The organism is Blautia sp. MSK20_18 (genome assembly GCF_020553125.1).
Classification (GTDB): Bacteria; Bacillota; Clostridia; order Lachnospirales; family Lachnospiraceae; genus Blautia_A; species Blautia_A fusiformis.
Window position 1 is genome coordinate 1 of sequence record NZ_JAJCGR010000056.1, and the last position, 13,218, is coordinate 13,218.

Genomic DNA, 13,218 nt, shown 5'->3' on the forward strand with positions numbered 1-13,218 from the left:
CTTTTGGTTTATAATTTGTGATATTTGATGTGTCCATAATATACCTCCATAAGTACATTTAAACACATTTAATATCTTTTTACAATATATTTAGTTACTTATATCATCCTCCTTTCCTGAAACCGGCAGCTGCCGGACCATCACACCACAGTCCGACACCAGACCCTATCCTGAAACAAAAGTTTTCTGTTCCTGTCATATTCCCAGAAAAACAAGTCCCTTGGGAACAAAAATGATCAGTCCGACGATCGCTGCCATGATCGCTGCGATCAGTACTGCTCCGGCCGCTGTGTCCTTGGCAATCTTTGCCAGTGGGTGACGTTCCTCTGTGACCAGATCCACAACAGCTTCCACTGCCGTATTCACCAGCTCAAGCGCCATCACCATTCCGAACAGCCCCAGGCAGATGCACCACTCTGTCACGGAAATCCCAAGGATCAGTCCTGCGATCACCACAAGCGCTGCCACCATACAGTGGATCTTCATATTTCTTTCCTTGCGGATGCAGGTAAAAATCCCCTGAAACGCATATCCGAAGCTTTTATACAGCGGATCCTTCTTTCTGCCTGCCATGTTCCTCACCTGATTTCCTGTTTGAATTATTCCCTCCAACGGGAAGTATGGGATTATTATAACAAGTTTGTAGTAATATTTCCAGTATTCCGGAAAATTTATGAATATTTAAGGAGTATATGTGGTTATTCACAGATAACTGTTCAAGCGGATAAAAACATCCGCATTCAGTTAAACCACACATACTCCTGATCCTGTTGCATATTCTGTAAAATTTCCGGATATCCTGAATTATTTTTCCAGATATATATACAGATGTCACATATTATTCCACATTTTTCAGTGCTTCATCCATGGGCACATGACGGATCCTCCGGAATTCCAGCACTGCTACCACTGCATAGGCTGCGATTCCGATCGCTGTCATTTTCACATAGATCATGGGATCCACCCACATGGTGATCCATCCCGAAATACTGGAAAGCATCATCTCGCGGAACAGCACTTCCATGATCTGCCGTTCAACCGGAAGGCTTAATAGCAGGCAGAACACCACCACAAGTGATGTGGAAAGTATATACAAACGGCTGATCTCACCATTTGTATAGCCCAGGATCTTGGTCATGGAAATCGACTGGGCATTTTTTTCGATGATGACCTTGGAAAGCAGATAGATCACCACCAGGAAAATGATCACGGAAAATCCATACATCATTCCCATCATATCTCCCATGGAGACATCCAGCTGCCTGGATATTTTTGTAAGAGCTTCCAGATCAATGACAGAGCCGATATATTTTGAAGGGATATCCCGGATCTCTGTATCAGAGAAATATCCTCCAAAATAATCATCTTCAAGATCAAACGCCTCATTCAGTTTATCTCTTTCCATAAATACACAGAGGCTTGCCGCATAATCATAGATTCCATCTACTTTAAAGGAATACTCATCCTTCTCGTATTTTTCCTTCAAAGTTATGGTATCGCCCTCCTTGATCCGGAATTTATCTGCATAAGCACTGGAAATATAAACACCCTCTCCCGAAAGATCTGCACGGATATACTTGCTATCCGGCTCCACACCATAGAGAGTGATCTCCTCACTTTTATATTTACCAGGCATGGTATTCAGGGAATATGCAGAAAATTTTTCCGCATCCTTATTATCCGTTCTGGTATCCATATAATATTCCATAAGAGAACTCATGGCATCCGCTTTATTTCCTGAATAGGCACTTGCCGGAACCGAAAGCATGTACTGATATTTCGCCAGCATATTTTCCTGGATCTCAAGCTGATAATGATCCAGCGCAGACGGAAGAAGCATTCCGAAAAACAGCAGCAGATTTGCGAAAACAACTCCCACAAACAGCACCAGATAACTGCTGACATTCTGAAAGATCACCCGGAGGCGAAACCTGAAAAAAATTCCTATCTTCGGGCTTAAATACACTGCACGTTTCTGTTTTTTACCGGAAAAATCCCTTCGCAGAAGCTTCAGAGGCGAAAGCTGCAGGCGGTACCTGAGCACCGCATGATCGATCAGTATCATAATGATGACCGGAACTACGGTTGTCAGAAGAAAGGCATCTGCATTCCATACGGTCACATAAGTCGGCAGGCTATAGCTCCCGTAATACATGTCCGCACATACACCCTTAAATACGGTATATCCAAGAATATTTCCGATCAGGGCACCGGCCAGCGTGACCAGAACCGGAAGCGTCATATAATGAAGGATCAGCTCCCGTCTGGTATAACCGGATGCACGTAACGTACCGATAACACCGGCTTCCTTTCGGATCGTATTGCTGATGGTAATTCCAAACACAAAAGCCATGATCACGATCACAATATAAAGAAGCGTGATGACCATTGCCCTGTCTCCGCCCATATCATCACCGGTGAAAATGATCGCCTGGTTAAGATAACGTGGGACAAAGCTTTCCAGAGCTACCACTTTGCCAATGTCTTCCATGAGATTTTCGGAAACTTTCTTCTCCTCTTTTTCGTTCTTTGGCTGATGATCATATATCCATGCATAATTGTACCGGAGCTTTTCCTGATCCAGATTTTCAAATTCCTCCGGGGCTACGATCGCCACACCAAACTTTACAGAATCAAACATGGAATCATTATTATTCTGAAACAGGGCACTGTAATCCGAAAGTGCCACCAGGCCTGTGATCTTCCAGGATTTTTCACCTCTGATCAGGGTATCTCCTACCTTAAGACTGTTGTTATCCGCATACATACGGTCAATGGCGATCTCGCCCTGCCCTGACGGCATTTCTCCCTTCATCAGGCAGACCTTATTCACCTTCTCACGGTTTTTAAAAAAACGCATGGTGCTTCCGTTATCCAGATCTTCTTCTATATAGTAGTTCTCATAGAGCTTAACACCGGCAGCTTCAATATCCTTCCACTGAGAACTGTAAATCTTTTCCGCAGTACGGAAATTTCCGTTTTCGATGTTATATTTATCAAAGCTCTCATTATAAGCCTTCAGCATGCTTCCATCGGCTACCAGAAAGCCGGACACAAACCCGATAGTCAGTACCATCAGCAGGAAAACCACCAGATATTTTCCAAATTCCCCCTTCAGTTCCCTGGGGATACGTTTACGTAAAGGATTCTTCATAATGCCCCCTTACCATTCCAGGTCAGCAGCCGGAATCTTCTGCTCATTCTGATAGTTTCTGCGAATCATCCCGTCACGAAGCTTTACCACACGGTCTGCCATATCCTTGATGGCATCGTTATGAGTAACCATGACTATAGTATTTCCGTATTTGTGATTGACTGTTTCGATCAGCTTCAGGATTTCCTTGGAGGTGTTGTAGTCCAGAGCACCGGTAGGCTCATCACAAAGCAGGATATCCGGATTTTTTACAATGGCACGTCCAATAGCAGTTCTCTGCTGCTGACCTCCCGAAAGCTGGTTCGGAAGCTTCCGCTGATGTTCATAAAGTCCCAGTGTCTCCAGCAGTTCATCCACATCCAGCGGTCTGTCACTTAAATAAGCACCAACTTCAATATTCTCCCTCACAGTCAGATTGGGGATCAGATTATACATCTGAAAAATATATCCCAGATGTTTTCTGCGGTAGAGGGAAAGCTTCTTTTCATTCATATCCTCCAGCTGTTCTCCCTGAATGGTAATGCTTCCTGCATCTGCTCCGTCAATGCCGCCAATAATGTTTAGCAGCGTGGATTTCCCGGAACCGGACGGCCCCAGAAGCACACAAAATTCTCCCTTTTCAATCTCAAGATCGATCCCCTTCAGAACATCTACATGGCTCTCTCCTGCCCCGAAGGATTTTTTGATTCCTTTTATCTCCAGAAACATAAACCGCTCCTTCCATTCCTATACAGTTCTTCTTTATATATGAATATACATATATGTTAGTCTGAACTTACTCTTTTGTCAAGAAGCAGACTTATTTTCGTATTTTTTCCATATATCTATATGCGCTGTACCGGTCCGGCTCTTGCCAAAATCCAGTAAAACGTATATAATGTGGGAGTATCTGTATATTTTTAACCAAATAATCTTATTTTTAAAGGAGTGAATATTGAAAGTGGACCCCAGCGACACTTACCAGATAATCATATTACTTATTCTGCTGGCATTGTCAGCCTTTTTCTCATCTAACGAAACCGCGCTGATGTCGGTAAACAAGATCCGTCTCCGCTCTCTTGCAGACGAGGGAAACAAGCGTGCAGCCATGGCTCTCGATATCCTGGAGAACCAGACGCCCAAGCTTCTCAGTGCGATTCTCATCGGAAACAACATTGTGAACATTTCAGCTTCTTCCCTTGCAACCACACTTGCATACAGCTTTGGCGGCTATATGGTCAGCATCGTGACGGTGATCCTGACGGTTCTGATCCTGATCTTCGGTGAGATCACCCCCAAGAACTACGCAACCATTAACTCTGAAAAGATCACCCTCCGCTATATCCCGGTCTTTAAATTTCTTATGACCATCATGACACCGGTGATCTTTATCATCAATCTCTTTTCAAGAGGTGTGATGCGCCTGATGCGTGTGGATCCGGATGCAGCCAGCAAGGCCATGACCGAGGAGGAGCTTCGTACTATCGTGGACGTCAGCCATGAGGACGGTGTCATTGAATCCGACGAAAAAGAAATGATCTACAATGTGTTTGATCTTGGAGATGCCACAGCCAAGGATATCATGGTTCCAAGAGTACATGTTACCTTTGCGGATGTAGAATCCACCTATGATGAGCTGATCGATATTTTCCGCGAGGATAAGTTCACACGTCTGCCGGTTTATAAGGACAGCCAGAACAACATTGTGGGAATCATCAACATGAAGGATCTTCTTCTTTACGACAAAAATGAGGAATTTGTTATCGATCATTTCCTCCGAAAGCCGCATTTCACTTACGAAACAAAAAGCATTTCCGATCTTCTTGTGGAAATGAAGGACTCCACCTTCAACATTGCCATTGTACTGGATGAATACGGTGATATGGCCGGACTGATTACACTGGAGGATATCCTGGAGGAGATCGTGGGTGAGATCCATGACGAATACGATGAGAAGGAGGACGAGCTTGTCCAGAAGATTTCCGACCGGGAATATATCATCGAAGGTTCCATGCATCTGGATGACGTAAATGATCATCTGGATACGGAACTGGATTCCGAGGATTATGATTCCCTGGGTGGATTTATCATCGAACATCTGGATCGTCTGCCTGTTGCCGGTGACGAAGTGATCACAGAGGACGGAATCCGTCTGATCGTAGAAAAGCTGGATAAAAACCGTATCGAGAAAGTGCATGTCTACCTTCCGGAAAAAGATCCTGAAACACTGGATAATACCGAATCCTGAGTAAGCAGGCTCCAGCTCCGTAACAAGAAACAGCTGATGTACTGAAAAAATATTTAATACTTAATATCATCCATATCGGAACTGTTATCGTAATCCCCGGCTCACCCGTTGAGCCATCAGGATTTTTGATTGACAGTTCCGATATTTTATATTATAATGATAGAAAATTTTTATCCATATTTACTAAATGCAATGACAGGGAGTAGTACACAGTCTCCGGATGCACAGAGAGAAGATGGCCGGTGAGAATCTTCGTGACTGAACTGTGGAAGTAGCCCTCGAGCAGTGAACTGAACCATGGATCTTCATGCAGTAGGCTTCATCGTCATTCCCACGTTACAGGGAGGCAGTATAATTTTGTACTGGCAGAGAGCAGAGTTTTACCTCTGAAAACAGGTGGTACCGCGGAATCATCCGTCCTGAGCATATTTTATCCGATATGCCGGGACTTTTTTATTGGAAAAATTTCTCGCGACAGCCCTTATCTGCTTAACTTTTCACATCATCAAAGGAGGGAACCAATTCATGAAACAGATTTCCGGAAACAAATTGCTTGTAAAAGCCTTAAAAGAAGAAGGCGTTGATGTTCTGTTCGGCTATCCTGGTGCCTGCACCATCGATATCAGCGATGAATTATATAAACAGAGCGGCATTGACATCATCCTGCCACGTCACGAGCAGGCCCTTGTACACGAAGCAGATGCCTATGCCAGAACTACCGGAAAGGTTGGCGTATGTCTCGTTACCAGCGGTCCCGGAGCTACCAACCTTGTTACAGGTCTTGCAACTGCCAACTATGACAGTGTTCCGCTTGTATGCTTTACCGGACAGGTTGCCCGTCACCTCATCGGAAACGATGCGTTCCAGGAGGTTGATATTGTCGGGATCACCAGAAGCATCACAAAATACGGTGTTACCGTCCGCAACCGTGAGGATCTTGGACGTATCATCAAGGAAGCCTTCTATATCGCACGCACCGGACGCCCAGGTCCGGTTCTCATCGACCTTCCAAAGGATGTAATGGCCGAGCTGGGAAGTGCTGAGTATCCGAAGACTGTCAATATCCGCGGCTACAAGCCTAACACCAGCGTGCATATCGGACAGCTGAAGCGTGCCCTCAAAATGCTGCAGAAGGCCAAAAAACCTCTGTTTCTTGCTGGCGGCGGTGTGATCATTTCCCGCGCGCAGGAGATTTTTACCCAGGTTGTTGAGAAAACTCAGATCCCGGTTGTCACAACTGTCATGGGACGTGGCGCCATTTCCACAAAGAACCCTCTGTTTATCGGAAATCTTGGTATGCACGGCGCTTATGCCGCAAACATGGCAGTAAATGAATGCGATCTTCTGTTTTCCATCGGAACCCGTTTTAACGACCGTATCACAGGCAAGCTCCATGAATTTGCCCCACATGCACAGATCGTCCACATCGATATTGACACCGCTTCCATTTCCAGAAATATCCATGTAGACATCCCCATCGTTGCCGATGCAAAAGAGGCAATAACAAAAATGAATGAATATGTCCAGGACTGTAATACCGGCAAATGGCTGAAGCAGATCCAGGAATGGAAGGAAGAGCATCCTCTTACCATGAAAGACCGTGGTATTATGGGACCGCTGGATATCATCGGCGAGATCAACCGCCAGTTTGACAAGGCCATTCTTGTTACCGATGTAGGTCAGCATCAGATGCTGGTGAGCCAGTATGCAGACATCACCGAGAACCGTCAGCTGATCATGTCCGGCGGACTTGGAACCATGGGTTACGGCCTTCCAGGTGCTATCGGTGCCAAGATCGGTAATCCGGATACACCGGTCATCTCCGTTTCCGGTGACGGCGGCATGCAAATGAACATTCAGGAGCTGGCTACCGCAGTTCTGGAGGAGCTTCCGATCATCTGCTGTATCTTTAATAATGAATATCTCGGAATGGTCCGCCAGTGGCAGAAGCTTTTCTACGGAAAACGTTACGCCATGACAAATCTGAAGGCCGGTGCACTCTCCCGCCGCACAGGCGGTCAGGAATATCCGGAATACACACCGGATTTCATCCGTCTCGCAGAGAGCTATGGGGCAAAGGGTATCCGCGTAACTGAGAAGGATCAGATTGCGGCTGCTTTCGAAGAGGCTAAAAAGAATACAAAAACTCCTACGATCATCGAATTTATCATTGATCCGGAGGAAATGGTTTACCCGATGGTCAAGCCGGGCGGCACCCTGGCTGATCTGATCATGGATTGTTAGGAGGAATGAATGATGGATAAAGGAATGAAAAAAAGATGGATCTCTCTCTACGTTGAAAACCAGGTCGGTGTTCTTTCCAAGATTTCCGGTCTTTTCTCCGGAAAGTCCTATAACCTGGACAGTCTTACAGTTGGAACCACGGAGGACCCAACAGTTTCCAGAATGACCATCGCCACAGTCAGCGATGATGAAACCTTTGAGCAGATCAAAAAACAGCTGAACCGTATGATCGAGGTGATCAAGGTTATTGATTTTACAGACGTGTTCGTTCGAATGAAGGAGATCCTTTACATCAAGGTAAAGGGCTGCTCCCCGGAAGATAAAGTAGAACTTTTCCAGATTGCTGAGACTTTCAAGGCACGTGTCATCGACTATGGAAAAGACAGCCTCCTTCTGGAATTCGTCCAGACCGCAACCAAAAATGACGCGGTCATCAAGCTTATCAAAGAAGAGTTCAAGCATATCGAAGTTGTCCGCGGCGGAAGTGTCGGAATTGAGTCCATCAGCATGATGGAGAGATAAAAGCGGAATAATACTCCGACAGAAAAACACGGGGCTGATGCTTTAACGATTAATAAATCGTGATTTTTACAGCCCCGAGTTTGTTCATATACATTCATTATTTCTGCATAAATTCAAGCGCTGCCTCTTTCGTCGGAATCGCAGGGATTCCGCCTCTCTTTTGCACACACAATCCAGCAACTGCATTTCCCAAAACAGCACACTTTTTGATCTCTTCCCATTCCATTTTTTCAACATTCTTATTCATAGAAAGGATACTGCATAATACGCCTCCCCAGAATGAAGCACCTGCCCCAGTCGTGTCGACCGCATGTGTCTGAAATGCTTTGATGATTTCTTTTCTGCTTTTTGTTGCCATAAGAACGCCCTGTTCTCCCAATGTAATGGCAACCAGCTTTGGTCCCATGGCAAGGAGTTGATCTGCAGCCTGCTCATAACTTTTCGCCTCTGTCAACAGAGTACTCTCTTCATCCGATACCTTCATGACATCTACCAATTCTATGACAGATCTCATTTTTTTCACTGCATACTCTTTGCTCTTCCAAAGAGACGAGCGATAATTTGGATCATAGGAAGCAACTCTCCCAATGCCACGATATCAACTTTTTCTTCCATTTTTCAGTTCCTCTACAATCTCGTTATAACGTTTTTTATTTAACCGGTAGAAAAATAATACAACCGCAGTCACAATCCACAGTACACCCGGAATCGTCGTAAATGCATGTTTCATAATTGAAAGTACAGTTGCATTTTGTGTCTGATTTGCAATATAACCATATTTTCCAAGTAATCCTGCTAAAAGTGCTGTTCCAACTGCCATTCCGATTTTATTTCCAAGTGAAATAAATGCATACTGAAAACCGTCATTTCTAAGTCCGGTTTTCCACTCCCCATATTCCACACAGTCTGGAATAATTGCATAGATTGCGGTATTAAATCCAGAGAAGAAAAACTGTGTGAGACCAGATAATGCATAAAAAATAGCTGGTGATTCTTTGGCATTGAAGAAAAACATAGACAACATGGAAATTCCTGTAAATAAAGCAAAGAGAGATGCTGTTCTTCCTTTGTTATTCAACTTGCGGAATAATGGTTGAAAACAGGCTGCCCCGATGATAGAAGGAATAATAATGCACATCGAATAAGTTGTGTAGTAGGAGGCATTCCCTTCCACATATGTAAAATAATACAGAATATCTGCGTTTCTACCATACAATGTAAATCCAAATAATATCTGTCCTGCCAATGCAAGAAGATATGGTCTGTTCTGCATAACTGCTTTCAACTGTATCTTTACAGAAATTTTTTCTTTTTCCGGAGTAATCACTGCCTCTTTCGTCTTCGCAAAGCAGAAGAAATGACAGGCTGTAAAAATACATCCATATATGACCGCCACCGTCAGATATCCTGTCTTTGCACTGTGACTGCCGAATTTGCTGAGCAGTGGAACTGTGATAATATTTAACACACCAATTGCAATCATCGCTGCAACCGAACGGGATGTATTTATTTTTGCACGTTCATCAATATCCTGTGTCATAGCACCACACAAGGTTCCATATGGAATATTCACGCAGGTATACCCCAAAACCAGCAGACAATATGTAATTACCATATAAATGATCTTTCCATTCTGCGGCCAGTCAGGTCTTGCCCAGAATGTCATAACAAGAAGAATCGCTGTAATTGGTGCCGCTACTAACAGCCATGGACGGTACCGTCCCCATCTCGATTTTGTTTTATCCGTAAGTCCCCCGACGATTGGATCATTGATCGCATCCCAGAATCTTGAAAAAAGCATAAGTGCTGACACAGCCGCCATACTGATTCCGAACACGTCTGTATAAAATATCATCAGAAAATTACTGACGAACATCCAGCTGAAATTACATCCGACATCACCAAAACCATATGCAATCTTACTGATCAGAGGTACTTTTCCATTTTTGTTTTCGCTTCCCATATGTCCCTCCTATTTTTATCAGAGTTTCTGACAGAACTCTATTCTTTCCTCATTTGGTCCCTTGATCATAAAAAACTTCACACCATTTTCCCAAAATGGCAGTTCTTCGATTCCGTCTGTAATAATTATGTATTTTTCATTGCAGATTTTCTGATACATACTTTCAATGTCTTCCACATCAAGTGCAACATGTTGGTATGCACCGTCTGACATTGCCGCCTGCCCATTTTCAAAAGTCTCTATACAGTAATTTTTTATCTGTAAAAATGCCACTTTTTCCCCTGCTTTTTCATTATAAGACTGCATAATTACTTCAAATCCAAGACTCTTATAAAACTCAACTGTTTTCTGCAAATCGTTTGTCGGAAGCCCGACATGGGCAACTCCGACAATTCCATATTTATTTTCCATACGAACTCCTTACTTTTCACTGACATTGATAATTACTTTCATCGTTGTCTCGCGGTTATCATCAATATACTGGTACGCCTTCAGATAATCTTTAAAAGCAAATGTCTTTGAGATGAGCGGTTTCAAATGAACTTTGCCCTCATTTACCAGTCTGATTCCATCTATGTAATCATCATGGCGGTACATCATCGTGCTCTTAATGTCAAGTTCGTGGTCATTTGCCACTGCAAGATCTACTTCTGCCATTCCTGCAAAAACAGCCACCAGTACGATCGTGCTTCCTTTTCTTGCATATTTAATTGCCTGTCCCATTGTGATATTGTTTCCGGCACAGTCGTAGATCACATCCGCCTTATCCGGTCCAAATGCTTCGATCATTGCCTCACCGAAGTCTTTATTTTGAGTATTCACACACACATCAATTCCACATTCTTTTGCCTTTGCCAGTCTAAGATCACTGATATCTGTGATCATCACTTTCGCTGCCCCCATTCCTTTTGCCGCCTGTGCCACGAGATTTCCAATCGGTCCTGCTCCAAGGACTGCAATATTCATGCCAGCCACATCGCCCATCTGTTTTACACCATGAACTGCCACAGCAAGAGGTTCGATCATAGCTCCTTCTTCATAGGACATATCTTCCGGAATAGGTGTTACTTTAGATGCATCCACTGCAAAATACTCAGATGCTGTTCCTGTCGTCTGAAATCCCATTACTTTTAATTCCTCACAGAGATTATACTTTCCATGACGACATGGATAGCAATGTCCACAATATACCTGAGGCTCTATCGTCACCTTCTGTCCCACATGAAACTCTGTGACATTTTTTCCAAGTTCTGTAATCTCACCGGAAACCTCATGTCCCTGTGTTACCGGATATTTTGTAAACGGATGTTTTCCATGATAAACATGAATATCTGATCCACAAACACCAATATTCATAATCTTTACCAACACCTGATTTTCCTTTACCTCCGGAACCGGAACCTCTCTGAAAATAATTTCTCCTGGATTTGTCATTACCTGCTGTAACATAACTGTTTTCTCCTTTTTTATGTTATTTTGTTTTATGTTTTATAAAATGTTTTATCAAAGTAATTACATTATTGCCCTGTAAACACAATTTGTCAATATGTTTTTTCATATTTTTATATATTTCATAATTTCAAAATATATTTTTTGTATATTTTTTACAATTAACACGCAAAAAAACGGAAAGAAAACCATAGTTACTGTTTTCTTTCCGTTTTTTACTATAATATATTTTTCTAATTTTACACAACTTCTTGTTTTTCACACATATAACTCGGACATCCGCATTCGCTTTGCAACCTGTCAGTGGGAGCTTTTAACTCCAACAGAGTGAACATCCCCTTACCCAACGCTTGATGCCCTGCGCACCAGATGCGGTGGACTGCTTATCTGCGTTCAAAAAATTTACAATTCTGCCATATGTTTTGTAAAAAAGTATTTCGCAGCTCCAACAGCCGACGCTTCTTTCTTATACGAACAATTTTTTAAGTATGAAACATCATGCTCAAAGCCATTATATGCCATCACTTTTTCTCCCAGTGGTATCATATAATCTGACAATACACCTCCCACATCACCTCCGAGTATGATATCCATATCATATGCCATCCGCAGATTTGATATCAAAACAGCAAGATGATCCAGATACGCATTCCATGTCTGCAATTTTTTTTCATCACCACTTTCAATTTTTTCCATAAATGCATCCAGTGACTGCCTGTTATCTTGTGTCAGTACACTTGCAGCACAATATGCATCTGCACATCCTGATTTACCACAATAACACTTTCTTCCACCGGGAACGAGTATCATGTGACCAAACTCACCTGCTTTCTGGTTCTGCCCTCGAAACAGCTTTCCATCTATGCAGAATGCGCCTCCTAAGGTGTGGTTCAAAGACAGATATATCGCATTTGGATACTTTTGCTTTTTTTCTGCAAGCATTGCAGCATTAGCATCGTTTTCAAAATATACTGGAATTTCCAAAGCCTGCTCTAAAAAGCGCAGACTATAATTCTCTATACCTAAAGCATGGGATTTTAAAACGATCCGTTCTTTCTGATCAATAATTCCCGGAATCGCCACTCCAATCCCAAGTAACGTATCCTTCGCTAATTCGCCTTCAAGAAAAGTTTTGACCTTTTGTGCCACTTCTGTACAATAGGATAATTCTGCCGTAAATTTTAAACGGATGCGATCTTTTTTTATAATCTCATCTCCAAGATTTACTAATACCATTTCTATATGATTCGCTGTAATCAAAATTCCCATTGCATGACAGTATGACTTATTAATCCCTATACTTTTTGCCTTTCTTCCACCGGTCGAAGCATATTCCCCAGTTTCTTCCAACACCATTTTTTCTAACAAGTCATTCACATTTGCTAACACAGTCGGCATACTCAAATTTAAATCTTTTGCGATTCCCGCCTTGGATGTAACATGATTGTTCAGCACATAATTAATTATTCTTTTTCTTGTTATATTTTTTTTATCTTTATTTTCCGTTTTCTTACCCTCTTTTATTAAATATATTATAAAAGAATTATATGCTTTTTTATTCTTCTTGTAAAGCAATGTTTTTTGACACTCCCCACAGCTAAAGCAGGGGGATTCTTGCTTCTCCCACTACTGCATTGGCAAACACCTTACGGTACTGCA

General features: G+C 42.8%; 11 protein-coding genes and 1 other annotated feature. Of the genes, 3 read left to right on the forward strand and 8 right to left on the reverse strand.

What is annotated here, in order from left to right:
• Positions 1-195 precede the first annotated feature (195 nt).
• From LI091_RS17250 to LI091_RS17260, 3 genes are all read right to left on the reverse strand, one after another.
• Entirely contained in the window at positions 196-573 is a 378-nt protein-coding gene (locus tag LI091_RS17250; RefSeq protein ID WP_015526060.1) for a diacylglycerol kinase family protein, read from the reverse strand.
• A gap of 265 nt (positions 574-838) precedes the next feature.
• Complete coding sequence (locus LI091_RS17255) at positions 839-3,154, reverse strand: ABC transporter permease (RefSeq protein WP_265191405.1); 2,316 nt, start codon at positions 3,152-3,154, stop codon at positions 839-841.
• Positions 3,155-3,163: 9 nt separating this feature from the next.
• Positions 3,164-3,862, reverse strand: coding sequence for an ABC transporter ATP-binding protein (locus LI091_RS17260; RefSeq protein WP_015526062.1), 699 nt, complete (start codon positions 3,860-3,862; stop codon positions 3,164-3,166).
• Positions 3,863-4,094: 232 nt separating this feature from the next.
• Here LI091_RS17260 and LI091_RS17265 point away from each other — a divergent pair, with 232 nt between their 5' ends.
• From LI091_RS17265 to ilvN, 3 genes are all read left to right on the forward strand, one after another.
• Positions 4,095-5,381 carry an HlyC/CorC family transporter gene (locus LI091_RS17265; protein ID WP_021652503.1) on the forward strand — a complete coding sequence of 429 codons (1,287 nt, stop codon included), beginning with the start codon at positions 4,095-4,097 and terminating at the stop codon, positions 5,379-5,381.
• Between the two features lie 183 nt (positions 5,382-5,564).
• Positions 5,565-5,806 (forward strand) — a binding site (T-box leader).
• A 100-nt stretch (positions 5,807-5,906) separates the two neighbouring features.
• Complete coding sequence (gene ilvB, locus LI091_RS17270) at positions 5,907-7,625, forward strand: biosynthetic-type acetolactate synthase large subunit (protein ID WP_215638549.1); 1,719 nt, start codon at positions 5,907-5,909, stop codon at positions 7,623-7,625.
• A gap of 12 nt (positions 7,626-7,637) precedes the next feature.
• The gene (gene ilvN / locus LI091_RS17275; RefSeq protein ID WP_015526065.1) at positions 7,638-8,147 is read left to right on the forward strand and encodes an acetolactate synthase small subunit; all 510 of its coding nucleotides are present in this window, start codon (positions 7,638-7,640) and stop codon (positions 8,145-8,147) included.
• A gap of 97 nt (positions 8,148-8,244) precedes the next feature.
• Here ilvN and LI091_RS17280 read toward each other — a convergent pair whose 3' ends face one another.
• From LI091_RS17280 to LI091_RS17300, 5 genes are all read right to left on the reverse strand, one after another.
• Entirely contained in the window at positions 8,245-8,661 is a 417-nt protein-coding gene (locus LI091_RS17280) for a carbohydrate kinase family protein (RefSeq protein ID WP_265191406.1), read from the reverse strand.
• 84 nt (positions 8,662-8,745) lie between these two features.
• The gene (locus tag LI091_RS17285) at positions 8,746-10,110 is read right to left on the reverse strand and encodes an MFS transporter (protein ID WP_021652507.1); all 1,365 of its coding nucleotides are present in this window, start codon (positions 10,108-10,110) and stop codon (positions 8,746-8,748) included.
• Positions 10,111-10,128: 18 nt separating this feature from the next.
• Complete coding sequence (locus LI091_RS17290) at positions 10,129-10,521, reverse strand: VOC family protein (protein WP_173740633.1); 393 nt, start codon at positions 10,519-10,521, stop codon at positions 10,129-10,131.
• Between the two features lie 9 nt (positions 10,522-10,530).
• Positions 10,531-11,559, reverse strand: a complete 1,029-nt coding sequence (locus LI091_RS17295) for a zinc-dependent alcohol dehydrogenase (RefSeq protein ID WP_044962122.1) — start codon at positions 11,557-11,559, stop codon at positions 10,531-10,533.
• Positions 11,560-11,961: 402 nt separating this feature from the next.
• Positions 11,962-13,134 carry an ROK family protein gene (locus LI091_RS17300; RefSeq protein WP_331463646.1) on the reverse strand — a complete coding sequence of 391 codons (1,173 nt, stop codon included), beginning with the start codon at positions 13,132-13,134 and terminating at the stop codon, positions 11,962-11,964.
• Positions 13,135-13,218: the final 84 nt, after the last annotated feature.